General features: G+C 40.9%; 27 protein-coding genes and 1 pseudogene. 11 read left to right on the forward strand and 17 right to left on the reverse strand.

Annotated features, from left to right (window positions below):
• Positions 1-119 precede the first annotated feature (119 nt).
• Entirely contained in the window at positions 120-557 is a 438-nt protein-coding gene (locus tag ACTHRG_RS22975) for a peptidylprolyl isomerase (protein WP_048010035.1), read from the reverse strand.
• Positions 558-712: 155 nt separating this feature from the next.
• Between ACTHRG_RS22975 and ACTHRG_RS22980 the strand changes: the two genes are divergently transcribed.
• A complete protein-coding gene (locus ACTHRG_RS22980; protein WP_076256505.1) occupies positions 713-1,369 on the forward strand; it encodes an MtnX-like HAD-IB family phosphatase in 657 nt (218 codons plus the stop codon).
• 332 nt (positions 1,370-1,701) lie between these two features.
• Here the strand turns inward: ACTHRG_RS22980 and ACTHRG_RS22985 are convergent, their stop codons facing one another.
• From ACTHRG_RS22985 to ACTHRG_RS23000, 4 genes are all read right to left on the reverse strand, one after another.
• Positions 1,702-2,226 carry an HD domain-containing protein gene (locus tag ACTHRG_RS22985; RefSeq protein ID WP_440232135.1) on the reverse strand — a complete coding sequence of 175 codons (525 nt, stop codon included), beginning with the start codon at positions 2,224-2,226 and terminating at the stop codon, positions 1,702-1,704.
• A 23-nt stretch (positions 2,227-2,249) separates the two neighbouring features.
• Positions 2,250-2,444, reverse strand: a complete 195-nt coding sequence (locus tag ACTHRG_RS22990) for a hypothetical protein (protein WP_048010032.1) — start codon at positions 2,442-2,444, stop codon at positions 2,250-2,252.
• Positions 2,445-2,622: 178 nt separating this feature from the next.
• Positions 2,623-4,701, reverse strand: coding sequence for a transglycosylase domain-containing protein (locus tag ACTHRG_RS22995; RefSeq protein WP_440232136.1), 2,079 nt, complete (start codon positions 4,699-4,701; stop codon positions 2,623-2,625).
• Positions 4,702-4,965: 264 nt separating this feature from the next.
• Positions 4,966-7,203 (reverse strand): DEAD/DEAH box helicase, encoded by a 2,238-nt coding sequence (locus ACTHRG_RS23000; RefSeq protein WP_076256511.1) that lies wholly within the window; start codon positions 7,201-7,203, stop codon positions 4,966-4,968.
• A 175-nt stretch (positions 7,204-7,378) separates the two neighbouring features.
• On the opposite strand from ACTHRG_RS23000, the gene ACTHRG_RS23005 reads away from it, so the two are divergent.
• The gene (locus ACTHRG_RS23005) at positions 7,379-7,552 is read left to right on the forward strand and encodes a hypothetical protein (RefSeq protein WP_175609047.1); all 174 of its coding nucleotides are present in this window, start codon (positions 7,379-7,381) and stop codon (positions 7,550-7,552) included.
• A 7-nt stretch (positions 7,553-7,559) separates the two neighbouring features.
• Here ACTHRG_RS23005 and ACTHRG_RS23010 read toward each other — a convergent pair whose 3' ends face one another.
• From ACTHRG_RS23010 to ACTHRG_RS23025, 4 genes are all read right to left on the reverse strand, one after another.
• A complete protein-coding gene (locus tag ACTHRG_RS23010; RefSeq protein ID WP_076256513.1) occupies positions 7,560-8,822 on the reverse strand; it encodes a glycoside hydrolase family 18 protein in 1,263 nt (420 codons plus the stop codon).
• Positions 8,823-9,042: 220 nt separating this feature from the next.
• Complete coding sequence (locus ACTHRG_RS23015) at positions 9,043-9,729, reverse strand: hypothetical protein (protein ID WP_076256517.1); 687 nt, start codon at positions 9,727-9,729, stop codon at positions 9,043-9,045.
• A 147-nt stretch (positions 9,730-9,876) separates the two neighbouring features.
• The gene (locus ACTHRG_RS23020) at positions 9,877-10,455 is read right to left on the reverse strand and encodes a TerD family protein (protein ID WP_076256519.1); all 579 of its coding nucleotides are present in this window, start codon (positions 10,453-10,455) and stop codon (positions 9,877-9,879) included.
• 111 nt (positions 10,456-10,566) lie between these two features.
• Complete coding sequence (locus ACTHRG_RS23025) at positions 10,567-11,148, reverse strand: TerD family protein (RefSeq protein WP_076256521.1); 582 nt, start codon at positions 11,146-11,148, stop codon at positions 10,567-10,569.
• A gap of 243 nt (positions 11,149-11,391) precedes the next feature.
• Here ACTHRG_RS23025 and ACTHRG_RS23030 point away from each other — a divergent pair, with 243 nt between their 5' ends.
• Both ACTHRG_RS23030 and ACTHRG_RS23035 read left to right on the forward strand, forming a co-directional pair.
• Positions 11,392-12,321 (forward strand): 3'-5' exonuclease, encoded by a 930-nt coding sequence (locus tag ACTHRG_RS23030; RefSeq protein WP_440232138.1) that lies wholly within the window; start codon positions 11,392-11,394, stop codon positions 12,319-12,321.
• A 114-nt stretch (positions 12,322-12,435) separates the two neighbouring features.
• Entirely contained in the window at positions 12,436-13,338 is a 903-nt protein-coding gene (locus tag ACTHRG_RS23035) for an aldo/keto reductase (protein ID WP_076256525.1), read from the forward strand.
• Positions 13,339-13,384: 46 nt separating this feature from the next.
• Here the strand turns inward: ACTHRG_RS23035 and ACTHRG_RS23040 are convergent, their stop codons facing one another.
• Positions 13,385-13,873 (reverse strand): hypothetical protein, encoded by a 489-nt coding sequence (locus ACTHRG_RS23040; RefSeq protein ID WP_076256527.1) that lies wholly within the window; start codon positions 13,871-13,873, stop codon positions 13,385-13,387.
• Between the two features lie 277 nt (positions 13,874-14,150).
• On the opposite strand from ACTHRG_RS23040, the gene ACTHRG_RS23045 reads away from it, so the two are divergent.
• Positions 14,151-15,050 (forward strand): hypothetical protein, encoded by a 900-nt coding sequence (locus ACTHRG_RS23045; RefSeq protein WP_440232141.1) that lies wholly within the window; start codon positions 14,151-14,153, stop codon positions 15,048-15,050.
• Between the two features lie 42 nt (positions 15,051-15,092).
• Here ACTHRG_RS23045 and ACTHRG_RS23050 read toward each other — a convergent pair whose 3' ends face one another.
• Positions 15,093-16,040 carry a LysM peptidoglycan-binding domain-containing protein gene (locus ACTHRG_RS23050; RefSeq protein WP_440232142.1) on the reverse strand — a complete coding sequence of 316 codons (948 nt, stop codon included), beginning with the start codon at positions 16,038-16,040 and terminating at the stop codon, positions 15,093-15,095.
• 284 nt (positions 16,041-16,324) lie between these two features.
• A pseudogene (locus tag ACTHRG_RS23055) lies at positions 16,325-17,833 on the reverse strand (PAS domain S-box protein); the annotation flags it as partial.
• Positions 17,834-18,136: 303 nt separating this feature from the next.
• Here ACTHRG_RS23055 and yhfH point away from each other — a divergent pair.
• Together yhfH and pepF are read left to right on the forward strand one after the other, a co-directional pair.
• Positions 18,137-18,271 (forward strand): protein YhfH, encoded by a 135-nt coding sequence (gene yhfH / locus ACTHRG_RS23060; protein ID WP_009334590.1) that lies wholly within the window; start codon positions 18,137-18,139, stop codon positions 18,269-18,271.
• Between the two features lie 152 nt (positions 18,272-18,423).
• Positions 18,424-20,238, forward strand: a complete 1,815-nt coding sequence (pepF, locus tag ACTHRG_RS23065) for an oligoendopeptidase F (protein ID WP_076256535.1) — start codon at positions 18,424-18,426, stop codon at positions 20,236-20,238.
• A gap of 52 nt (positions 20,239-20,290) precedes the next feature.
• Here the strand turns inward: pepF and ACTHRG_RS23070 are convergent, their stop codons facing one another.
• On the reverse strand, positions 20,291-21,559 hold the full coding sequence (locus ACTHRG_RS23070; RefSeq protein ID WP_440232144.1) for an erythromycin esterase family protein: 1,269 nt from the start codon (positions 21,557-21,559) through the stop codon (positions 20,291-20,293).
• A gap of 135 nt (positions 21,560-21,694) precedes the next feature.
• On the opposite strand from ACTHRG_RS23070, the gene ACTHRG_RS23075 reads away from it, so the two are divergent.
• Both ACTHRG_RS23075 and ACTHRG_RS23080 read left to right on the forward strand, forming a co-directional pair.
• Positions 21,695-21,883: a hypothetical protein gene (locus ACTHRG_RS23075; RefSeq protein WP_440232145.1), complete on the forward strand. Its 189-nt coding sequence runs from the start codon at positions 21,695-21,697 to the stop codon at positions 21,881-21,883.
• A 21-nt stretch (positions 21,884-21,904) separates the two neighbouring features.
• A complete protein-coding gene (locus tag ACTHRG_RS23080; protein WP_076256541.1) occupies positions 21,905-22,147 on the forward strand; it encodes a transcriptional regulator SplA domain-containing protein in 243 nt (80 codons plus the stop codon).
• A gap of 56 nt (positions 22,148-22,203) precedes the next feature.
• Here the strand turns inward: ACTHRG_RS23080 and ACTHRG_RS23085 are convergent, their stop codons facing one another.
• Positions 22,204-22,386 (reverse strand): cold-inducible protein YdjO-related protein, encoded by a 183-nt coding sequence (locus ACTHRG_RS23085; RefSeq protein WP_076256543.1) that lies wholly within the window; start codon positions 22,384-22,386, stop codon positions 22,204-22,206.
• A 90-nt stretch (positions 22,387-22,476) separates the two neighbouring features.
• Here ACTHRG_RS23085 and ACTHRG_RS23090 point away from each other — a divergent pair, with 90 nt between their 5' ends.
• The gene (locus tag ACTHRG_RS23090) at positions 22,477-22,614 is read left to right on the forward strand and encodes a hypothetical protein (protein ID WP_175609048.1); all 138 of its coding nucleotides are present in this window, start codon (positions 22,477-22,479) and stop codon (positions 22,612-22,614) included.
• Positions 22,615-22,659: 45 nt separating this feature from the next.
• Here the strand turns inward: ACTHRG_RS23090 and ACTHRG_RS23095 are convergent, their stop codons facing one another.
• The 3 genes from ACTHRG_RS23095 to ACTHRG_RS23105 all read right to left on the reverse strand — a co-directional run bounded on the left by ACTHRG_RS23095 (position 22,660) and on the right by ACTHRG_RS23105 (position 24,034).
• On the reverse strand, positions 22,660-23,406 hold the full coding sequence (locus tag ACTHRG_RS23095) for a YqjF family protein (RefSeq protein ID WP_440232146.1): 747 nt from the start codon (positions 23,404-23,406) through the stop codon (positions 22,660-22,662).
• Between the two features lie 161 nt (positions 23,407-23,567).
• Positions 23,568-23,783, reverse strand: a complete 216-nt coding sequence (locus tag ACTHRG_RS23100) for a YozQ family protein (protein WP_076256547.1) — start codon at positions 23,781-23,783, stop codon at positions 23,568-23,570.
• Between the two features lie 155 nt (positions 23,784-23,938).
• Positions 23,939-24,034 (reverse strand): YjcZ family sporulation protein, encoded by a 96-nt coding sequence (locus ACTHRG_RS23105; protein ID WP_076256549.1) that lies wholly within the window; start codon positions 24,032-24,034, stop codon positions 23,939-23,941.
• A 309-nt stretch (positions 24,035-24,343) separates the two neighbouring features.
• Between ACTHRG_RS23105 and ACTHRG_RS23110 the strand changes: the two genes are divergently transcribed.
• Positions 24,344-25,561, forward strand: a complete 1,218-nt coding sequence (locus ACTHRG_RS23110) for a NupC/NupG family nucleoside CNT transporter (protein WP_076256551.1) — start codon at positions 24,344-24,346, stop codon at positions 25,559-25,561.
• Positions 25,562-25,673 lie beyond the last annotated feature (112 nt).

Consider the following 25,673-nt stretch of genomic DNA (forward strand, 5'->3'; position numbering starts at 1 on the left):
TTCAGCTAATGGTTCGCATATCCCAACGCCCATAGCGGACTTTCACCGCCAAGTTAATGAACATGCCTGGCACACAACAAAACAAAAAGAGCCCTTTAAGGCTCTTTTTACTGAACTGATTATCCTTCAAGAATTTCAACTTTCTCCATAACATCGCCGTTTCTCATTGCTTTAACTGCTTCCATCCCGGAAGTAACTTTTCCGAAAACAGTGTGAACACCGTTTAGGTGAGGCTGTGGCTCATGAACGATAAAGAACTGGCTTCCGCCTGTATCGCGGCCCGCGTGAGCCATAGAAAGAGATCCTTCTACATGCTTATGAGGGTTTCCTTCTGTTTCACACTTGATTGTGTACCCTGGACCACCAGTCCCTGTTCCATTCGGGCACCCTCCCTGACTTACAAACCCAGGAATTACACGATGGAAATTCAAGCCATTATAAAATCCTTCATTAACAAGTTTTTTGAAATTTTCAACTGTCCCTGGTGCTGCTTCAGGATAAAGTTCAAATTCAACCTTTTCCCCGTTTTTCATTAATATGTATCCTTTTTCTGCCATACTAATCATCTCCTTATGTAAAAATCAAATTAATAATACCATTAATCTCATCAGGAATAAAATCAAAAGACGTTTTTTCCCTGATTGAACATATAAAACAAAGGGTAAAGTTAAGATAGATTAAAAAGCAGAGATGTCTTATTGGAGGTTTTAGAATGAAAAAATGGGCTTTTGTCTCGGATTTTGACGGAACAATTTCGAAAAGAGACTTTTATTTAATAATGATGGATAAATATTTTCCGGAGGGGCGCAAGCTGATGCCCAAATGGAAGGCTGGAGAGATAAAGGATATTGATTTTTTGAATAAAGTCTTCACATCGATTAATCAGGATGAAGAACAAATTATCAGCGATATTCTTTCCATTGAAATAGATGAATATGTACCAGATTTTATTGTAAAGATTCAGCAGAATGGCGGAGATTTTTATATTTTAAGTGCAGGCACAGACTATTATATCCGCCACATCTTAAAAAAGTATGGTATTAGAGATGTTAAGGTTTTTTCAAATGAAGGATATTACCATGAGAAGAATGTCCATATGAATATTGATAAAAATCATCAGCATTATCATGAACAATATGGCATTGATAAATCAAAGGTGATTCAGGACCTGCAGAAGGAATATGAAACTGTGTTTTTTATGGGGGACAGTGAACCGGATTCCCACCCGGCAGAGCATGCTGATATCACTTTTGCCAAAAATGGGCTTCAGGACCTTCTTCGGGAAAAGGGCATAAGGTTTGTTCCAGTAAAAGAATTTACAGAGGTGGAAGAGTATTTAACTGAAGAAGGCATTTTGTCTAAATCCTAGAGTAAGCTCCCGGGAAAGCAGCTGGCTTTACCCGGGATTTTTCTATGTACGTTAACCAAATAACTCCAAAAATAATATTAAGATAAATATAATCATTGCATAAAATGATAGATGCAGAAATACAGTTGTTAATCTAAATTTGATTTCTTCCACATTTAATGACTGTTGTCTTCGAGTCCTTGCCCTCACTGCCGCAACACCATCCCTGCACATAATAATTTGATCATCTGATCATCGTCAATGAATTATTATTCTTCATGAAACATGCGCTTCCCTTCAAAAAATTAAAACTGAATTTCCTGGGGAAGCGCATAACATGACAGAAATTTAGGTTATTCTTCTTTTTTTTCAAGATATTGATCAATCTTATTATCGAGAAATCCAAGGCTTTTCATAGCCCGCTCAAAATCAAGTTCACGATAGTGATGGGCTCCACCGGGTTCTTCATCTTTTTCATCTGCCAGTTTGACCAGGGATTGCAGCGGTGTTCTGACCACTTCGCCTCCAGGCAGAAATGAATCCGTGTGAAAAAGGATGGCCAAGGCAATTTCTTTTGCTTTTATCGGGTTTTCGCCAAGTCTGATCAGGAGTTTATGTGCCCGCTCTGCACCCTTAATGGCATGAATGTCGTTCTGCCTGTATAGGTCGTAATCCCATTTTCCATTTTTGTACCAGGTATAATGGCCAATGTCATGCATAAAGCCAGCTTTGGCTGCTGAATCAACATCTTCTCCCATTTCTTTGGCAATCTGGAATGCGTGATAGGCGACAGCAATAGCATGAGCGATGCCGGAGCGTGTAATATATTTTTGTGCGATCCGATGCTGATAGATATCGGTCAGTTTAACATCCCTCATGTAATTCTCCTCCAGGTTAATAATTAAAATTTCTTATTGAGATTTTTTTGCTTATTCATTACTTCATATGATTTTTCAATAATATCTGTTAACACATCGCCCTTATAAATCCTGCCGAGTTTCGTGTTTTCCTGATAATAATCAACAATTTCATCAAGCTTATTTGAAGTTTCTTTTGATATGCGGACATTTAGCTGAATACGGGTTTCTCCACTCATTGTAATCCTCCTGGCTATTAATATCTAACAGCTAGCAACTTGATAGCGAATGCTGTCGTTTTGTTAGTGGGTGCTATAAATATTTAGATTACACTGTTTTCCTGAATTATTCCAGTATAAAGTTTTCTGAGAGAAAAAAGAGAACAGCTATGTAAGCCATTCTCTATTTAACGCTTATTCAATTGCTGAATTGATCCCATTTGTCCTTCAGGAATCTGCCGAAATCCTCAACCTCCTGCTTTCCTTCTCTCAATTTTTCCTTCCAGATTGGAAGATCCTCTCTCAGTTTGCCTTCGAATTTTTCAGCCTGTTCTTTAATGGTTTGACCAATTTCTTCTGTTAATTCCTTTTTCTCGAGCTTTTCATTTACCGATTTAGTAGCAAATTCGCCTTCCTGCATGTGTGGCAGGCTTGACTCCATTATCGATCTGAAAACAGGGACTGCTGTCTCGGAACTGCTTTTTGACAGATAATGTTCCTTGTCAGTCTGATCATACCCGAGCCAGACAGCGCCAACCAAATTCGGTGTGTAGCCTACAAACCATTGATCCTTTGTTCCGTTAATGTCTTTATATGGGAGCTGTGTAGAACCCGTTTTTCCGGCGATTTGAACTCCTTCTATCTTCGTAGCGCTCCCTGTGCCGGTTTCAACTACATTTAAAAGCATGGAAGTCATCTGGTTAGATACGGTTTTCGTCGTAACTTTAACTGTTTTTTTGTCACGCTCCGCAATGATGCTTCCGGTCGGGCCCACGATTTTCGTAATTAGATGGGCATCGTGGCGCTTGCCGCCATTAGGGAAAGCCGCATATGCTTCGGCCAGCTTTAAAGGTGAAATTCCCTTCCTCATCCCGCCTAAGGCAATACCGAGATATTCATCTTCTTTTTCGAGCGGGATGCCGAACCGCTCCAGAGCATCCAGTCCTTTATCCAGTCCTATTTCATTAAGCAGCCATACGGCTGGGACATTGATCGAGTCTTCCACAGCTTTATACATGGACACTTCGCCTGCGTATTGTCCTGAAGCGTTAGCCGGTGTGTAATCTCCGTATGTTACGGGTTCATCCTTCAGCATCGATGTTGGTGAGTATCCCTCTTCAAGTGCAGGTGTGTAAACGGCTAAAGGCTTAAGTGTTGATCCTGGCTGAGCTTTGATGTGTGTGGCTCTGTTGAATCCTCTGAAAACATGTTCCCCTCTGCCGCCGACCAGCCCTCTGACGCCCCCTGTCGCGGGATCAAGAAGGACAGCACCGCTCTGAACGATTTCTCCATTCATGCCAGCCGGGAAAATTGAGTCCTTTTGATAAACATTTTCCAGGCTTGATTGCAGATTTTGATCCATTTCTGTGTAGATTTTATACCCTCTGGTAAATATCTCTTCCTGTGTTAATCCGTACGTATTAATTGCTTCATCAAGGACGGCATCAACATAGTAAGGGTATTTCCTTTCCTTCTTGCTTCGGGTTCCTTCCTGTAAGTGAATCTTTTCATTTACAGCGTTCTCATACTCTTCTGCTGAAATCATCTTGTGCTCCTTCATCTTACCAAGGACAACATTCCTTCTTTTGATTGCACGTTCGTAATGATTGTATGGATCGAGAGCAGAAGGCGATTGAAGCAAGCCTGCAAGCAATGCACTTTCGCTGATGCTCAATTGCTTTGGTGTTTTGCTGAAATACTTATTGGATGCCTGTTCGATTCCCCATGAGCCGCTTCCGAAGTAAACCTGATTTAAATACATTTGCAGGATTTCATCTTTTTTATAATTTTTTTCGATTTCAACTGCCAGGAACAGTTCTTCAGCTTTTCTCTTGTAAGTCTGTTCAGGTGAAAGTAAAGCATTTTTGGCGAGCTGCTGGGTAATGGTACTTCCTCCGCCGGTTATGCCTCCTGCAAATAAGTTGCCAAAGAAGGCTCTGGCAATCCCTTTTATATCAAAGCCGTTATGCTTATAAAAGCGTTCATCTTCAATCGCGATAACGGCATTGCCCACATGTTCAGGCAATTCTTCAATATTTGCTCCCTCTGCTCTGTTTTCCGCAAGACTAGCAGCAGTATCACCGTCTTTATCGTAAATAACAGTTGACTGCCTTAATCCCTCTTTTAAAGTCTCTACATTAGCTGTAGCTGCCAGAAACGCAAAAAAGAGAATGTTTAAAAGTAATATAGTTAGTGATAGAAGCAGCAGAATTTGTGTCAGGTGCTTTTTACGCCAAAATCCTGCAAAAGCTTCTTTGAATCGCTGAAATTTTTCCATGGTGACTCCTTCTTTATTTCTTTAAGTTTCCTTATTATTTCCCCTTATTATATATTAAACGAACAAACTGTATAAAAAGTTTCATGTTCAAAAATAGGGACTGTCCATAAAAAGCTTGTTTTCTTTTTGAAATAATGCTATATTGATTAAGCGATGAGCTAATTGCATAAGACGACAGACACGCTCGTTTGAGCAATGCACTATGTGGAGTGCAGTCGTGTCGCCGCAATACGTAGAAAAAGACGCCTCTCTGGGGCGTCTTTTTTATTTGATTAAAGTTGTAAGATATGAGCCTGCTGCAGCTGATTGGAGCCGGGCTGCTACATAGGGCGGCAAGGCGTTCTTATGGGTCTCCGCCGGCATGCCAAGCCACAAAATATGTCTGTCAATTAAGAGGAACGGGAACGGGAGGCATATTGCCGATATCTCATCAGGAGAAATGAAAGGGACAGCATGCTCTGCAAGCAAGATCAGCTTCGTTTTTGGTGGCCTTTTGGAAAGTGCCTGCCCCCACTCTTTTCCCAATCCCTCTCCATTTGGCAGCGAAATAATAATTTCCTTCTTCGCTTTAGAAATATCCTCAAACACTTTCTCCAATTTTTTTGCATGCATCCATTGAAGGCGCGGATGCTGATTTTTAATCCACCTGCCAATTTGATCAGGATGAATGGCCTGTCCATTGTGCGCTTGATGATCTGCCAGCTTCCGCCATGTTTTATTTCGGAATACTTTGCTTTGAATAAATTGCATATCGCAAATTTGAATGAACTTCCCCTTGGTTCTTGTTATGGCAACATTCAAAAGCCTTTCGCTATCTTTCCCAATCAGCAGCATTCCAGCTCTGTCATGGGGAGCGGCATCGGCAGAGTCAAAAATCATGACATCCCGTTCACTTCCCTGAAAACGGTGAACAGTCGCAGCAATAATATCAGAGGAAGTTCTTTCTTCTTCATATATTTCGCAGAGAAGCTGTTCCATTAATAATGCCTGTGCGCGGTAAGGAGTAACATATCCTATCGACCGGCTTCCTCCTATGTAAGCTTCATGTATCAGCTGAAATCCAAGCGATAGATTCCAAAGATTGATTCTTGAATTTGAGCTGCCATCTTTAATGCCATATTCACCTGATCCATTGGTATTGATCAGGATTGACGCATTGCCGGGAAAAGGTGTGCAGGCTGCAATAGGCGCTCTGGCGGCCAATACATCGGGGTGGTCACCTACGAGTGAATGATAAATATGTTTATTGGAAAAAGCGGAAATGTCCGGGTGCATACGGCGCTGTTCTTTTAACAGAAATAGGTGCGGATGCAAGTGTCCATCCTTGACTGCATCAGACACGCCTGAGTGGTGAAAGATATCCTCTCTCAGCCATTTTTCCGACAGCTTATGTTTTGAGGCAGCAATAGGCGGAAGCTGTTTAAAATCCCCGCAGACGATTACCCTTTTTCCAAGCGAAGCTGCAAAGGCAGCCTGTGGAACATAAGCCATGCTGGCTTCATCGATGATGACCAAATCAAAATTTTTCTCATAAATTGCCGGGTCACTTGCTGCTTTTGCAAGTGTTGTTCCAATAATAGAAGCGTTTTTTACAAACTCTATTTCTTTTTGCCTGATTTTTTCAATTACTCCGGACAGCTTCTTTTCAATTTCAATTAGCTGATCGGAATCTCTTTGGCTGAACGATCGTGATAAATCCTGTTTAAGCAGGCGTCGGTCCTCCATTAGAGCCGCTTTTTGCTCGGAGAGATTAGAGTGCTGCTTGTTTAAAAGAAACTCGGCTGTCAATGAAGGATGATTGATCAATGCCGGACCGATTTGTGACCCGTAACGAAGCAGATCACCATCAGCAATTGTTCTTTTGCCTGATGCAAAGGCTGAAATCTCTGCCATTAGGACATCTATTGCTTGATTGGAATGGGCCAGAATGAGAACATTTTGCCCTTTAAAATATTTATTGGCGGCCACACGTGCTAGTGTGTAGGTTTTTCCCGTGCCTGGCGGTCCCCAGACATATGTGACTGGATTATATTTGGAACGCAATATAAGTTCATGGGTACTGCTCTTTACTTTATCAGCAGGGTGCATGGGAGACATGGAAGGATCCATCAATTTTTTTATTCTGGCCCTCTTTCTTTTGCTGTCTTTTATGTCCTCTAAGCGCTGAAAAAGCTGATCCAATAGTTCCCATGGGTCATGAAGCAAATAGGCCTCCGATAAATCGCTGCCAATATCCTCTTTTAATGCCAAAATGACATTATTTCCTTCCGCAGAAAGGATTCTTCCTTCCACCCTCTTACTTCCCCAGTCTATTTTTATGGAAGATCCAGTTGGAATTTTAATGGCTGAAGGGGTATCGAAAAAATACGTATAGGCATCTGATTTTGAAAGAATCCGCCCATTTAGAATTAACCAGCGGGAGCTTCCGTATTTTTTTAAGTGTAAGATCTCAGCCTGGATGGCTTTTTGCCAATCCCTTATAAGCACAAGTGTTGATGTCATTTTTTATCGTCCTTTGTTCACTAAGATAGTCAATTAAACTAATATATCATTTACCTGCCAATACGCAAAAGAAAAGATGAAAACTGAAAGATTGCTGATATCTCAGGTTAATTCTCCCGAAGTATGAGATAATGTATAAATAACACTTAATTGAATTAACGAAAGAGGGATCAGTGTGAAGCGCAGAAATAAATTTGAACAAAATGATGTTGTGATTCTGGTTGATACAGGAGAAAAAGTGACAATCAACAAAACTTGCTATGTGGCTAAAATGAAGAAATACACGTATACAATTAAAGAAAATCCGAAAATGTTTTATTTCGAAGAAGAAATGAAGGAAATACTTTAAGAATTGACTATAGAATAGTAAAATTTTTATCCGCAAAGGCCCAGTTCTGCGGAAAACGCAAGCTCAATTGCCAGTATGTCATCCCTAACAGATTATACTGGTCAATTAACTTATATTTTTCAGTAATGCTGCGGATATCTTCAAACCAGACCACATGCTCTTCTGCTCCATTCCAGTATTTGAACCATGGGGATGCTGCATACCCATCAAATTGAATAATCGCTCCTCTCTGTAATGCTAAATTTTGAATGGCTTGCATGGATAATGAGCGGGTTCGATTATCCGCTGTTCTCCAGTCATAGCCATATAACGGCAAGGCGATTTGCAGTTTTTTCGGATCAATCTGGGTGGTTGAATATTTAATAACCTCCTCGACCCACCATAGTGGAGCGACGGGATTGGGAGGACCTGTGGGATAACCGTAATCCATGGTCATGACTGCAACAATATCTGCTTCCTCTCCAATGGCTTTATAATCATATGCCCCTATTATCCGGTTTGCTGGGATATCTTCAGTCTTAGCATGTACATTAACATGAAGAACTTTAGGCCCTAAGGCGTTTTTTAATTCTTTAATGAATGAATTGAAATCCTGGCGCCTTTGCGGCGGGATAAACTCAAAATCCAGACTGATGCCTCCATACCCTTTTTGGCTGACAAAATTCATTAGGCTTAAGATTAAGTTCCTTCTATAAACTGGCCATTCAAGTACCCCTCCAATTAATTCAGCATTAAAATCCCCTTCTGCAAGGTTTCGGATCATAAGTAGCGAAATGACATTCAAACGCTTGCTTTCTGCCAATATGGCTGTATCGTCAAGCTCTATATAGGCATACCCTTCCTTTGTCAGCGAGTAGGAGGAAATGGCAATGTAGGTTAAATGCCTTGCAGTTTCCCTGAAAGCGGGCAACAATGTTTCAGGAGAATACGGGACTATGAAACCTAACGTACTCATAACTAGTTTACGTGCTGATGGGATGTTTAATTTCTGGCCGATATAGAGCCTACCCGGGATGATCCCCGGATTTGCTGACAAAATGGCACTAATTGATGTCTGGAAACGCTGGGAAATGGTCCATAGTGTGTCTCCCTGCTTTACTGTATAAGCTCTGATAACAGGTCCATCTTCCGGAATATATAGAGCTAAACCAGGGATAATGCCAGGTCCATTTTCAAGCCCATTTGCCGTTATTATGCTCATGATCGGAATATTAAACTTTTGTGAAATGCTCCAAAGACTATCGCCTGCCTGAACGATGTGAATTCCCATAAAGCACCTCTTTTCACTTGCTTTTAAGTTAGTTTATGGGTGTGGCAAGCCTGAATAGTACAATAAGGCATTATTAGAGCGCTTTCTATAATACTGGAGATTGTTTCGGTGCTGCTGAATGATTGGACGGGGTGTTTTTGATTCTTGCAAAGCGCATTACTCTCAAAAAAACAAGTGGCTGCAAGAATTCTTGATAGCCACTTGTTGATGCTTCTATATATTACAGATAATCTGCTTCATGCCCGCCCAATGAATCCATATGGCTTGCAATCATAGCAATGATCGTGCTTGCCTCTTCTTTACTGAAGATAAAGTGATCTTCATCCTTGATCATTTCCTCGTCATCTGTCCATATGCGATTAACCCTGCGCAGGACGCCATCACCTGTTTCCTGGACCACTCCAAACTGATAGGATACCTCCACTTCATCTTCCTTGAAAAAGGCGGTCACTTCAGGAGTTTCCCACTCTACATCTACTTCTTCAAAGATATCTCCTTCGCCGCCGAAGTCATATTCATCGGCGATAATATAATCTTCGTCTTCTGCTGCATAAATTTCTTCATTATCTTCAAAGTGGAATTCATCATCATCTGCCCCATTCATGTAGTCATGAAGGCTTTCGTGGACGGTATCGATGATGTCTTCAATATCAAAAAGCATTGTTTTAGATGTATGGCCAAGTTCGAAGTCAAAGTCTTCTACATAGAATTCTTCATTATGCGGATCAAAGAAAAGTGTGCAAAAGTACTCTCGGTCATTATCACCGGTTTCAATGAAAAATTCCATTCTGGGATGCTTGGCACCCCGGTCAACCGACATATGGCCAATCTGATCATATTTGCTGCAAATGGATTCAAGATGGTCCTGCAATTCACCGCTTACCCTGTCAAACCATTCTAGTGACATACTGCATCCCTTCCTCTCAAGGTTTTTCTCAAACCTATTGTTCCCACTTGCCATTTTTTCAAGTATGGGATAATTAGCCAAAAGGATTGGCCGCGTGATGTCACAAAAAAAGGCACCCAATACAAGTCGGGTGCCTGAATATAAAAATTAAACCTGCAGTCCGTAGTTACGGCAAAGGGCTGCCAAACCACCTGAGAATCCGCTGCCAATGGCATTGAATTTCCAGTCGTTTCCATGACGGTATAACTCACAGAAAACTACGGCTGTTTCGATCGAAAAATCTTCTCCAAGATCAAAGCGAAGCAGCTCCTGATTATTGGATTCATCCACTAATCTTACGAATGCATTGGAAACCTGGCCGAAATTCTGCTGCCTTAATTCTGCATCATGAATCGTAACCGTTATGCCAATGCGATGTACGTGTGAAGGTATTTTTGTAAAATCAACAACAAGCTGCTCATCATCACCGTCCCCTTCACCTGTCCGGTTGTCTCCAGTGTGAATAACTGCACCGCTTGGATGCTGAAGATTATTGTAGAAAATAAAATCATGATCATTTGCACATTTACTGTTTTCATCAGCCAGAAATGCAGATGCGTCAAGGTCAAAATCATGTCCGCCGCTATATCTGTTTGTGTCCCAGCCCAGGCCGATTATGGCTTTAGTCAGACCGGGATTCGTTTTAGTCAGATCAATTCTTTGACCTTTTGATAATTGAATACCCAAGATAATCACTCCTTCATAACACAAATCCGTTCTTCACGACAGATCACCTGAAATATTTCCAAAAGAGAAAGCCAGGTAAAGCGCTGCTGCTCTGCCTGGCAAAAATAGAACTTACCCTACCTGCAAACCGAAGTCGGTTGCAATGCGCGCAAGTCCGCCCTGGTAGCCTGAACCGACAGCAGAGAATTTCCATTCTCCATTGTGACGGTATAATTCACCTACAACAATGGCAGTTTCAATAGAGAAATCTTCGCCCAGATCGTAGCGGATTAATTCTTCATTTGTTTCTTCATTGACGATTCGTACAAATGCATTGGAAACCTGACCAAAGTTTTGGCCGCGCCCTTCGCCATCATGAATGGTAATAACGAAAGAAATCTTCTCAATGGTGGCAGGAACAGCGCTAAGATTAACTTTGACTTGCTCGTCATCGCCATCTCCCTCACCTGTTCTGTTATCTCCTGTATGTACAACTGAGCCATTGCCGCCTTCAAGCTGGTTGTAGAAAATAAAATCTTTATCTGATGCACATTTGCCATTGGCATCTAATAAGAAAACACTGGCATCAAGGTCAAAATCCAAGCCGCCATCATATTTATTCGTATCCCAGCCAAGTCCCACTATTACATTAGACAATCCGGGATTTGTTTTTGTTAAATCAATTTTTTGTCCTTTCGATAAAGAAATACCCACGTTCATCCATCCTTTCAGAGTTCAAAAAATTTTTAACAGCATCGCTGAAATACGCAGCTGTCAACTATGTACACCTTTAGTGTAAACGTTTCAAAAGAAATCGTAAACCGATTTGCTATTGAGCCGGGAAAAAAGTTCTATAATATCTCAACTGTTTGATGGATAATTCTGTTCCTTCCTTTTTTACACGTTATTCTTTATAATATCTTGTTGGGCAGCTGGGTACAGAAAGGATGATCGCGCATGGCTGAGCTAAAGCAGCTGATTTTCTTTGATTTTGAAATGCTATGCAGCAAAAGTGGCATGCTGTTTGAAGATATGGAGGCCATTCGTCTTGGTGCGGTAAAAGTGGATGTTGAATCAGGCAAGGTAACTGGATTTGACAGGTTCATCCGTCCGCAGCAGAACTCACCATTAAGTACTTTCTGCAAAGAATTGACTGGGATATCTGACTCTGATATAGAGAAAGCGGATGACTTTCCTCAAGTGTTTAAGGATTTTCTCTTTTGGGTCGGCGGAGTTAAAAAAGCCAGATTCTTCTCCTGGTCGTCCAGTGATATCCTAAGACTGAAAGCTGATGCATTGAGGCATAATCTTCCCCAGGCTACAATTGAAAAAATCACTAAAAGATATATTGATTTTCAGGCTGTTTTTACAAAAAGAGTTTCCCGTACGGCAGCATCTGTTGAAAATGCTTTGTCCTTCTATGAACTTTCTTTTATCGGCGAACCCCATCATCCCATGTATGACTCTTATAATACACTGCGGATATATCAGTCATTTGAAGAGCATTTGGTAAAGACCGATCTAATTATGGTGCAGCAATTTATCTTTCAGGAAGCTGAACTCCCTCCTGTTGAAAGAATCAGTCAGGAAATAAAGTATGTATTTCAAAAAGACCTCGTGGAATTCTACTTCAATTTGAATGATGCCTTTCGTATGAAAGATGCCTGGAAATTAATTAAAAAAACAAAAAAGCTTGTTGAGAAATATGAGAATATCCTGCTGAGCCGTTCAGGCATTTTTGATGAAGAACTGATTTCCGGTGTTGAAGAATTAATCACGTTTTATCAGGAACTTCAATCAGCTTACAAAGAGCATTGTTCTTATACATCCAAAATTATGATTCTGCATGAACAAATGGTTGAACCGCTGCAGAAAATATGCGTTTAACACAGAGGTGACATGACAGTTGCCTCTTTTTCATGTGTTTTTGCAGTCGTTTAGCTTGGTATTCTTAAGATTTTCAGAGATAATAACTATACTAATAATGGGGAGATGATACGTTTGGATAGAATGCAGATGGCAGAAGATCTGTCGTTTTCAAGAATCGTCCATGGACTTTGGAGACTGGCTGACTGGAAATTCTCAGATGAAGAGTTAAATACCTTAATAGAACAGTGTCTTGAGCTTGGCATAACGACATTTGATCACGCTGATATTTATGGAAGCTATACATGTGAAAGCCTGTTTGGAAGGGCTCTGGGGAAAAAGCCGGGGCTTCGTGAAAGAATGGAAATTGTTACGAAATGCGGGATTGTCCTCGAGTCACCAAACCGGCCTGAGCATAAAACACATCATTACAATACTGGAAAAAAACATATTATTGCTTCTGTTGAGAAATCATTGCAAAATCTGAACACAGATTACATAGATACCCTTCTCATTCATCGTCCTGATCCATTTATGGATCCTGAAGAAGTTGCTGATGCATTTTCAGCATTAAAATCCGCCGGCAAGGTTAGGCATTTTGGGGTTTCGAATTTTAAAAGCCATCAGTTCACGATGCTTCAGTCATACCTTGATATGGACCTGATTACCAATCAAATTGAGCTGTCTGCCTATCACCTGGAGAATTTTGAGGATGGCACATTAGATCTGTGCATGGAAAAAAGAATTGCTCCGATGGCCTGGTCCCCCTTGGCCCGCGGGAAAATCTTCAGCGGTACAGATGAAAAATCGGGGCGCCTTAGAACTGCATTACTTAAAGTCGCAGAAGAAATCGGGGCAGATGATATTGATGAGGTTTTATTTGCATGGCTTTTAAATCATCCTGCCAGAATCATGCCAATCGCCGGTTCCGGCAAGATCGAAAGAATTGAACGTGCTGTCCGTGCATTATCTTATAAACTTAACCGGGATCAGTGGTTTGAGATTTATCAAACTTCACTGGGACATGATGTTCCTTAATATAAAAACAGCCCAAGTTATTAAATGGGCTGTTTTCTTTTACATATTATTGGAAAACGCTTTTGAAAGCAGGAGGAGATAGTTCCATCTCTTCAAAAACTTTCGTCATGGAATTGATATATTCCTCTTTGAATGGCTCTGCCTCAGCCATATCTTCAGATCCTGCTTTTACAAGCTCGGCTTTCTTAGCATAGTATTGAGACAGGCTATCAACTGCAGCTTCAATATCCTTGGTATAATCTTTTAATTCCTCTGGTACAGACACGGCTTTCGCATCCTTATCGAATGCTGCAGCTGCTTCAGCCGGATCCTGACCTTCAGCAGTTAAGCTGGCATCTGTGTTGCGGATTACTTTTGTCACTTCTCCCTGATAGTTCAGCAGAGCTGAGCGTATTTCTTTGGATTCATCAGCAGACTCTGCCGTTTCAGCTGCCGCCTCTTCCTTTTCTTCCCCTTTAGAAGCTTCTTCGTTTGAGCATGCTCCCAGCATTAGTGTCAGTGCAGCTGCTGAAAGCAAGAAAGATAATTTCTTCATCCTTTTGTCCTCTCCTTCTTTTTGTTCAGAGGTAGTGTTGGCTGACTCCCTATGTAGTCAGATTGATGACATTCCTGCCAATTAACTGACAATTAATAATTTACCTATTTTTTGAATTTTTTGCAACATTTTTATTGCGATTTTCGAAATTTTTTATAAATAGATTTAGTAAGTATGCTTAACATAAAAATGTTTAGGCTTTTATAGGACAGTGCCCATCCCTCACAAAAAGATCTGGCATAGGCTATAAAAAAGGTAAAAACTGAGGAGTGTTCCTATGGCACAAAAGGATGTTAACCCTAAGCTCTATATAAGCCAATCAGACACTGTTTCCAATCAGGGTACTTACCGTCTCAACTTTCTCCAGGAAGTAATAAAAGAGCAGCAGACTGTTAATACCCGCTTGTCTGAGACTTATGAAGATATGAAGATACAACTTGAGGATTCGTTTATTGATATGACGAAGCTTGTTAAAAGTGCTGCCGGCAAACAAAGTAATCATATTGGGCATTTGACAGCTAAGATTGAAAAGCAGGATGCTTTTTTGGCGGGTTTTCTGGAAATGATGCTTGAGCGTGAAAAAGAGAATAATTTATTGAATAAAAGGCTGGCTGTCCTGGAGGGAATGAATAAGGAGATTCTGGAGACTCTTGAAAATGAAGAACCGGTAAACCAGAAAATACTTGAACAAGTATCCTGTCAGGAAGCGGCAACACAGGCGCTTTCCCGTAAATTTGATAAATTCGAGGCATTTTCTGAAGAGGCCGTAACAAATTTTAAAGCACAGGAAGAAATGAAAGCAGAAATAAGCAAAAAGCTTGATGTCCAGGAAGTATTCCATAATACAGTAATGGAGCGTTTAGATCAGCAGTTCTCGTCATTTTCGGAGGAAGCTGAGAAAAAGTTTAAGACGCAGGAGCAATTGAAAGAAGAATTAAGCAATAAGCTTCATGAACAGGAACTGGCCAGCAAGTCGATAATGGAACGTTTACATCGCCAGGAGGCGATCACTGAAAAGATCAGCAGGCAATTGGATCATTTAAAGTCAATCGTTTATGAGCGTGCCTCCCACCTTACTGAACGCTTCGAAAAAAGCATAAAACAGCTGGCAAAACCAGTCCACAGTTTTTTTGTCAGTCAGGAGGAAAAAGCAAAGGAAAGCAGGAATAAAGAGTAAAAGAAAGAAGGCACCTGAAAATAGGAGCCTTCTTTTCTAGTATTAATCCAGAATCGTAACTTTAACTGTTTTTCTGCCATAATTGATGGCATCTTCCTGAGATGGCATAAAAATATCAATCTTATTGCCTTGAATGGCTCCGCCAGTGTCTCCGGCGATAGCATCTCCATATCCTTCAACATGGACTTTAGTGCCCAGCGGAATCACATTAGGATCTACTGAGATTACTTTTTGATCAGGATTTTCTTTTAGATTGATTCCTGTTGCAGTAATTCCAGAGCATCCTTCACAATTAGCCGTGTAGGCTGTCGCTTCCATATTCAGCACTTTTTGAGGTGCTTCATCATTTGCAGTTTCCGCCGGTTTTTCTGCAGCAGGCTCGGCAGCTGGTTTGGATTCCGCAGCAGGCTTGGCAGGCTCAGATGCAGGCTTCGATTCAGCAGCAGGCTGTGCTGGTTCCGGATTAGACTCTGCCTCTGGCTTTGCTTCTGGAGCCGGCTGGGATTTTTCAGCTGGCTGCGTTTGTTTTACTGCCGGCTGTTCAGACTTTTGCTCTGAAGGTGCAGTTTCTGCAGGCTGTTCGGACTTTGCCGGAGCAGCCTTTACTGGAGCAGATACAGCATTAACAGCTTTGGCATCAGGATATAGAATTAATTCATCGTCCGGACGAATTAAATCAGAGCTCAAGCTGTTCCATTCTTTGATTGCCTCAGATGTGACATTATGCTCTCTTGCTATATCCCATAAAGTATCGCCTTTTGATACTATGTATTTCTTTTCAGGGTATACATTAAGTACATCATCTGGATGGATGACATGAGAAGACAGCCCGTTCCATTCTTTAATCATGTCAACTGGTGTATTATATGACTGGGAAAAATCCCATAAAGTATCGCCTTTTTTTACGGTTACTTCTTCTGCTTGTACATTCGCACCTGCTGTTCCGGTAATTGCGGCAGCTGCTACAAAAGTTAAAATTGACTTTTTCATATGTTAAAACCTCCCGTATAGCTCGTTTTTAGCTAACGGGGATAATAATAACATGAATTCTTTACTAAAAAAGAACAAACAGATAATAATCCAGTTACGGATATAACAGCCTCATAACAAACATATTTCAAAGTCAGAAGAGTATTTAAACCGAAAGTGTGACTTTCCCTGTTATCATGGGATTCTATCCAATGTTATTATAATTTATCCATTTATTAGAATAGCTATTTTTAAACAGGGCAGGAATTAATTTCTATTGAAAAAGCCAATCCGTATAGGATTGACTAGGCAGATCTCGCAGGCAAAACAATATTGAATGTCGTACCTTTATTTAATTCACTCTCGATAAATACTTTTCCATTATGGCTTTCAATAATTTTAAAGCTGACCATCAAGCCTAAGCCATTCCCGTTTTTCTTGGTTGTAAAAAATGGTTCTCCGATATTTTTCAGTTTTTCCTGAGGTATTCCTACTCCGGTATCCTGTATCGCTATCTGCACCTGGTTATTTATGATAGCTGCTCTGACTGTAATATATCCTCCATCAGGCATTGCTTCAATTCCATTTTTGATAAAATTGAGGAAAACTTGTTTAAGGCGGTTTTCGTCACATTCAATCTGGATGATATCCCCTTCATATTCGAAACGAATTTTCACGTCCCGTTTCCTGGCTTCGAATTCCAAAAAAGAGATGACATTCTTGATAATAGGTATGATATCTCTTTCTTCCAGTTCTGCGGCTTTCGGCTTAGCAAGAACCATAAAATCTTCTACTATATTATTTACCCGGTCAATTTCATCTAAAATGATGCTTAAGAATTCCTGTCTCTCTTCATTCGTTTCATCCAGCTGCAGGAACTCTGTATATCCTTTCATTGTTGTCAGCGGATTGCGGATTTCATGGGCAACCCCTGCAGCAAGCTGGCCCACTGCTGCCAGTTTATCCTGCCGATGCAGCACTTCTTCTGTTTTTTTCCTCTCGGTGATATCGTTTCTTATGGCTAAGTATTGATAAGGTTTTCCGTTCGCATTCATGAACGGCACGATTGTTGTATGGACCCAGTAATAAGACCCATCCTTAGCTTTATTTCTTATTTCCCCTTTCCATACTTCGCCAGAGCCAATTGTTTTCCATAAGTTCTTAAAAAATTCTTTTGAATGCAGATTTGAATTTAATAACGAATGATTTTGCCCTATCAGTTCTTCCCTGCTGTACTGGGAAATTTCACAAAACCTCTCATTTACATTGGTTATGATCCCTTTTTCATCAGTGAACGCAATAATGGAAGACTGATCAAGAGCAAATTTAATATCGTTAACCTCTTTCAGGGAATTTTTGAGATTGGCTTCAGCTGTTTTTAAGGCAGATATATCTGTCCGGATAGAAACATATTGATACGGTTTATTCTTTTTGTTAAGGAAGGGTACAATTGTTGTCTCAACCCAATAGAAGCTTCCGTCCTTTGTTTTATTGCGGATCTCCCCCTTCCATATTTCCCCTGACCCAATCGTCTTCCATAGTTGGCGGAAAAACTCGGGCGGATGATATCCTGAATTTAAAATATGATGATTTTTGCCCAGCAGTTCATATTCTTCATATTTGGAAATCTCAACAAATTTGTCATTCACATACGTGATAATCCCCTTAGGATCAGTAATAGCCACAATAGATGATTCATCAAGTGCAGCCTGAACATCGTGTAAATGTGAGTCGCTTTCTTCCAGCCGCTTTCTGATAAGGATACTGGACGTGATGAGGCCGATTAGAATTACAATTCCCACAAAGATTAATATAGGATTAAAAGATTCGATTATCTGAGTCATTGCAGGCTTTTAGCCCCCTCATTTTTACTTATTCAATATGATTGTAATGGAATCATTAGTACCATGGAAGAGGCTGGCGGAAAATAAAGTCTGAAGCTGATTAAATTGGCAAGCTTAAGAGCAGATTTAAGCCCTTTTTATGCCTGACAAAATAATAAATTAAATTTTTAAAAAAATTAATCAAAACACTTCACATTAAAATAAGTTTAGTATATACTGTACTACAACAGAATGAAACAAAATAAACTGTATTATAAAAAGGAGGAAATAGTAATGATTAAAAGTCCGGTTGAATTCTTCAGAACGCTTCCCAAAAAGGTATGTCCCGAGTGTGGCCAAACAGTAAAGGAACAGGCTGAATCATACTTAATGGAATGTGATCGCTGTCTGTCAAAGAAAATGGAATAGCACAATCAGCGGAAGGCTTCCTGGTCCTTCCGCTTTTTACTATTGCAGTACAATATGAAATTATTTGAAAAGTCTATAAATATATGGACTCTTCCTGTATAATTGTTCCATAATCTCTTTATTTAGAGAATCGAAATAGGAGGGAACGATATATGGTTCAAACAGCAATAACCAGGTTGAAGCGTCATGAGGTACCGAAAGAGCGCACATGGAAAGTGGAGGATTTATTTGCATTGGAGGAAGATTGGCATAAAGAGATAAGGAGTATTGAAGAGGATCTTGCCGTATTTGAGCAATACAAAGGAAAACTCCATGAAGATCCGCAAACTTTGCTTGGCTGCCTATCCGCTCAGGAAAAGCTTTCTATCCGTCTTGTCCAGGCCGGCACTTATGCCAGCTTGCGCCAGTCTGAAGATGGCACAAATCCTGACAATCAGGCAAATTCATCACGAATAGCCTCTTTAAGAGCAAAAGCCGCCTCCACTCTATCGTTTATTGATTCTGAATTATTATCTCTGCCAGATGGTTCAATTGAAAAATACATAAATGAAGAAAGCGGCTTGGAACCGTTCAGAAAAGGGCTGACCGAACTGCTGGTAACAAAGAGGCACAGGCTTTCTCCGGAAACGGAAGAAGCGCTGGCTGCAATGGGAGAAGTATTTGGTGCTCCCTATAATATCTATCAGGCTGCAAAACTTGCAGACATGCCATTTGCCTCATTTAATGATAGTAAAGGAAACGAATTGCCAAATTCTTTTGCTCTTTACGAGGATCGCTATGAATTTTCGCCTGATACCACAATCAGAAGGAATGCCTATTCATCGTTTACAGATTCATTGGAAAACTACAAGAATACATTTGCTTCTGCATATTCTGCTGAGGTGAAAAAGCAGGTAACTCTTTCAAGGCTGAGAAAATACAGCTCAGTCACACAAATGCTGCTTGATTCCCAGCATGTAACAGAGGAAATGTATACCAATCAGCTGGACATAATCCAAAAAGAGCTTGCTCCCCATATGCGCAGATATGCTCAGCTGAAGAAAAAAGTCCTTGGATTGGATAAAATGCTTTTTTGTGACCTAAAGGCTCCATTAGATCCGGAGTTTAATCCGGAAACAACATATGAAAAAGCATCCGAAGTCATACTGGAAGCTCTCAAGGTGATGGGCCCGGAATATACGGATATTATGAAGAAAGGCCTGTCAGACCGGTGGGTTGATTTAGCTGATAATGTTGGTAAATCCACAGGCGCTTTTTGTGCAAGTCCGTACGGTTCCCATCCATTTATCCTGATTACATGGACAGACACGATGCGCGGTGCTTTTGTTCTCGCTCATGAGCTTGGACATGCGGGTCATTTTTATTTGGCCAATAAATATCAGCGTATCATGAATACCCGCCCTTCAACTTATTTTGTCGAAGCACCCTCTACACTAAACGAAATGCTGCTTGGCCAGCATTTATTGGCAGGTACTGAAGATAAAAGAATGAAGCGCTGGGTTATTCTTCAGATGCTTGGAACGTATTATCATAACTTTGTCACACATCTTCTCGAAGGAGAGTACCAGCGCAGAGTATACCGTCTGGCTGAACAGGGTGTTCCGTTAACGGCGAAAACCCTCTCAGCTCAAAAATTAGACACACTTGCTGAATTCTGGGGAGATTCGGTTGAACTGGATGATAAGGCCGCTTTAACCTGGATGAGACAGCCTCACTATTACATGGGACTTTACCCATATACCTATTCAGCCGGTTTAACTGCTTCCACTGCTATGGCACAAAGCATCCAGGAGGAAGGCCAGCCTGCTGTCGACCGCTGGCTTGATGTCCTTAAAGCCGGGGGAACAAAAAAACCGCTTGAACTGCTTAAGAGTGCCGGCATTGATATGTCTAAGCCGGATCCGATCCGCAAAGCAGTAAGATATGTTGGAACATTGGTGGACGAATTGGAAAACAGCTATGTGTAACAAGAACCCCCTCCGATTTAGGGAGGGGGATTCTTGTGTTTCCTCTGATTGTTTAAAGTGTTCCGACAGTCCTATTAAGCGGTTTTAAGCTAATCGTTTTCTCTATAAAAACAAAGCTGTCATACCTTAGAGAGATTTTAGTGGGAACATAATTACCATACTGTTCATATTCAGGATTATATACAACTCCGATGGCCCGGTGTCCAATAGTATCTGTGAATAGATCTCTGTTTTCATCGGTGAACAGCAATACTTTATCTCCGGGTCCAGCCATTTGAAGGGCATCCTCCCAGCTTCCCGCCTGTGCGGGAGGCACCTCCATAACCTGCATTTCACTCCCCCATTGTTCGGCGGCTATAACGGTACCTGAGTATGTGCCAAAACCTAATGCTAAAACTTGATCTTCTCCATATTTTTCACGGAGGATTTGCCCAACATTCACAAGTCCCTCTTCTTTCATATCGGTTGCTCTTGCATCCCCAATATGTGTGTTGTGTTCCCAAACGATAACCTTTGCATCTTTCCCGTAAAATTCCGATACTTCCTCCAGTGCACTTACCATGTGATGGTCCCTGATATTCCAATCATCAGGACCGCCTTTTACCATCGCCCGATAATAGTTTTCTGCATTCAGGGCAACAAGGCTGTTTATCAAAAGGTTCAGTGATTCCTCTTCAAAGTTACTGGTTTCCTCCCACTTGTTTTTTATTTTCAGCAAAAGGTCGGCAACCTCCTTTTCGCAGGCGTCTCCATGAAATTCAGCAGCCACTGCATAATTTTCCGGCTTCCGGTGATATGGCTCAAAGCAGGAAAAAGCTTTTTTAGCAGCTTCCAGCTCGACTGCTCCCTTTGATTCCAGAAGTTTTATTATTTCATCCATAGACTCCCATAAGCTATATATGTCGATGCCATAGAAACCCGCCATTTGGCTTTGCTCTTCAATGTGCTGATTATAATGATGAATCCAGGTAATCAGCTGTTTTATTTCCTCATTCGCCCACATCCATGTCGGCCACCGGTTAAAATCCTTCAGTGCTTCAAGGGGGTTCATAGGCGCATACCCTTTAACATACCTGTTAACTGTAAAGCAGGAAGGCCAGTCCCCTTCCACAGCGATACAACTGAACCCTTTCTGTTCAATCAGCTCTTTAGATATTTCCGCTCTTATTGAATAAAATTCTGATGTTCCATGTGAAGCTTCTCCCAATAAAACGAATTTCGCTTTCCTGGCAGCTACAATAATGCGGTCAAGCCAAAATGGATCGCTGAGAGAGCCTGATTCCGATTGAATAGCTGTAATCAGCCTTTTAGTTGCATTCATTTTTATCACCTCAATTTAGCCTTATAGCTAACTTGCCCATTTGAATTAGGATTATATGGCTGAATATTAGATCACTGCGGAGAGAAAACTTTAAAGAAAGCTGCTCGAATTTATATCAGAAGGGGTTAGTGAATCATGAAAGAAATGGATGAAAAATACCTGACATCCGCACCGAAAGAAAAGATGGTTACTATTGAAAATGACGGCAAATTTCCGAATCTAAAAAATGCGGTCGGGGATTCTGTTGATGAACATGAACAACTGGAAACGGCAAATGCTATTCTAGGCGCAAAAGAAATCGGCCAGCAAAATGAAAATCTTTAATGAATTGGGGGTGGGAATAACATGGAAACAATAGATCCTAAAACAGTAAAAACAGGAGATGAGGTATATGTCATTTACCATAATCCTCATACTCCCAGTGTAGCAAACGTAAGGCCAGCCGAAATTGTTCCGCATCCAAAAGATCCTAATGCAGTTGCCCTCTTTCTTAATGAGTCCTTCCATTTAATAGAAGAAGACGATGCCCTGTTCTCTTCTGAAAAGGATGCTGAAGAGGCTTTTCAGGAGTTATATGGAGATTACTGAAGTCAAATAAAGAAAGACTGTTATGTTAGAAACAACAGTCTTTCTCTATATGCTGATTATAGTATTTCCGGCAATTCCCTCATTTCGGCAGTTGTTTCATCACCGCATAATGGACATTTTAAATCTGAAGAGGCAAAATCTTTTCTCATCCAGCCATTGCAGCTGTTACAGGAATACACCTCTGTGTCGAGCATTACAACCTCTGGCTTATCATCTTGGCCTTTTTTATTGAAAAAAATTGGAAACGCCCCCTTTTTTTCTTAGTATGGCCAAGAAACGGGAAAATTATTGAATATGTTAAAAACAATATTTGAAGAGGAGGAAATTTAATGGCCCGCCAACAGAAGAAGAAAAACATTACAATAGCAGGAACAGATATTGATGAGGTAAAAAGGCTGAATAGCCAATCCGGATTATCCTATAACGAAGTAAAAAGAATGCTGGCAGAAAATTATTTAAAGAAATGAAGTTTTCATTAGGTTAGATCATGAAAAAGGCTGTCCGCTTGTTTATCATGATGTAACCCTTGTTAAAGGCCAAAAATAGGCATGCTTTTGCGGAGTATAGTGTAAAATTGGCTCGTTCGTAAAGTACTTGTCAGGTAAAAATGATGCCATTGTATTTTCATATATCAAACACGAAGCTTCATGCAGCTGCCATTTTGTATGATGGATATCCCCGCGAAAAACCTCTTCACCTTTTGTTACCCATAGGCAATATCTCTCAGTCAGCCATTCATCAAGTGACCCTGCCTTTGAGTTAAAAGGGCTTGATGCTACCTTATATTGGGCTTTGAATTGTCCGCTCCTTTTATTTTCATTATTTCGCCTGCTTTCATAATTAATGAATCCTTCTGCCTTATCAACTTTCATATTGGCATTCATATAGGGAAGGAAATAAAGCATTCTGGCTCCTGTGACCGCTAAAATATTGTCGGCATCAAGGCTGAAAAAATACACACCTTTCTTTCCCCCAAACTCTACATAAGTTCTTACATTCAGTTCATTCATTGTTTTCATCATTGGTATTGGCGGCAAGCCGCGGACTCTCATTCTGCTGATCCAGAAAGGTACTATTCCAATCCAGGCTTCGCCCTTAAATGTATCCAGAGTTAACTGAGAAGGAATATGCTTCTCCATTATTTCTGCCGGTACCGGCCAATGAGCAAACAGTACATCATTCCATATTTGCTCCATCACCCACGGTCTATCAGGCAGCGGAAAAGGTCTGTGCCCTGTTATCTCAAGTGCATTCTCCATCCTCCTGCCCCCTTCTTTAATATTAGTAAGAATATTCCTCGAATTTGCGGTTCTAAACCATTGCCTTACTTAAAGCATTTCAGTCTTATACACAAAAAGATCGCCACGTCCTGGCAAAATGCACTCGGAAATGACGATCATAGTGTTGTGTTTATTTTCCCTTAACGGCTTTCATCATACCCTTTACGCGGTATGGAAATATCCACCCCAACAACATCCTCAATAACCGCATCCGCCTGGCCTTCCATATAGGCATCACTTACCTGCTCATGAGTTGTTGCGAGACCTGAGGAAAGCTGATCATTTCTATTATAATCCTCAGCCTCATAATATCTGCCAGCAATATTCGTGCCATTATTATTGTCTTTTTTATTCATATAGAATCCCTCCTTCTAAAATGAGAACTATCCTTATTTTGGACATTAAACCGATTATCATACGATTCAAATCAAACTCTATGCGAGAAAACAAAAAATCTGCCCTTATAAAGGCAGATTTTAAGCAGCTTTGAATGTTCAGTTATCCACTAAGTTTACCAGCCAACGTAAGCAGCACCAACAATGATTAGAAGTATAAACAGGACAACGATTAAAGCAAATCCGCCGCCATATCCTGCGCCTGCACCCATTCTAACACCTCCTGACGTCTAGTGACAGTGTATGAACAAGATGTTTGTCCCGAATGGGCAGATGTAACAGAGGAAAAAAATTTATATCGAAAAATCGCCGAAAATGTGAACAAAAATAGGAGATTAATCATCCATTTTCATTTGGTAAGAAAAAAACTCTTTACTGCAAACGGATTCATGTTAAAATGGACATGTAATCAAGTTAGATGTCTGACGTCTACTCACGAACCTCTTTAAACAGAGGTCTATATTTTTGACGTTTCGTAAAAACGTTTTCATCATTCTAAATTCAACAAATGAGGTGTCAACATGAGTTTTATCTGGGGTATATTTGGAATTGTGACCGTATTGGGAATAGCTTTCCTTCTTTCATCCAATCGTAAAGCGATCAATTTACGCACAATTCTTGGCGGTCTAGCCATTCAGTTTGCCTTTGCCTTTGCCGTACTTAAATGGGATCTTGGGAAAAAGGCACTGGAAAAATTAACTTTCGCAGTAAATGACATTGTAAGTTACGCCAATGAAGGAGTTAATTTCCTCTTTGGAGGATTATTTCAGGAAGGTTCAGGTGTTGGATTTGTATTTGCATTCCAGGTCTTAACAGTTGTTATCTTCTTCTCTTCCCTAATCTCTGTTCTATATTATACAGGGATCATGCAATTTATTATTAAAGTGATTGGCGGAGGCCTTTCTAAGCTGCTTGGAACCAGCAAGGCAGAATCGATTTCTGCTGCTGCCAATATTTTTGTCGGACAGACAGAGGCACCTCTTATCGTGCGCCCATTCATCAGCAAAATGACAAAGTCGGAATTATTCGCTGTCATGACCGGCGGTTTGGCTTCCGTGGCAGGTTCAGTTCTGATTGGTTATTCACTGCTTGGTGTTCCACTGGAATACCTGCTTGCAGCAAGCTTTATGGCAGCACCTGCAGGTCTTATTATGGCTAAAATGATGATGCCTGAAACTGAAAAATCAGAAACAACTGATGATATTAACATTGAAAAAGATACACAATCTGTCAATATTGTAGATGCTGCGGCCCGGGGAGCGAGCGATGGTTTAATGCTTGCCTTGAACATCGGTGCCATGCTTCTTGCTTTCATTGCTTTAGTTGCTTTAATCAATGGAATCATCGGTTTTGCAGGCGGACTTTTCGGGCTTGAAAACTTAACACTTGAAATGATTCTTGGCTTTATTTTTGCCCCAATTGCTTTTGCAGTGGGAGTCCCTTGGGCTGAAGCTGTACAGGCTGGCGGCTATATCGGCCAAAAGCTTGTGCTGAATGAATTCGTTGCTTACTCAGCCTTTGCTCCTGAAATCAGCAGCCTGTCTCCTAAGACTGTTGCAGTAGTAAGCTTCGCGCTTTGCGGCTTTGCAAACATTTCTTCTATGGCCATCCTTCTTGGCGGCCTCGGCAACCTGGCTCCTGACCGCAGAAATGATATTGCCAAGCTTGGCATCCGTGCAGTAATAGCTGGAGCTCTTGCCTCTCTGCTAAGTGCAGCAATTGCAGGAATGTTAATTTAATAGTCTGATAGCATACTGGATAACCGGTATGCTATTTTTTGTGTGCCAGGCATGTTCATTAACTTGGCGGTGAAAGTCCGCTATGGGCGTTGGGATATGCGAACCATTAGCT

Source organism: Cytobacillus sp. SAFR-174 (genome assembly GCF_051964675.1).
Taxonomy (GTDB): domain Bacteria; phylum Bacillota; class Bacilli; order Bacillales; family Cytobacillaceae; genus Cytobacillus.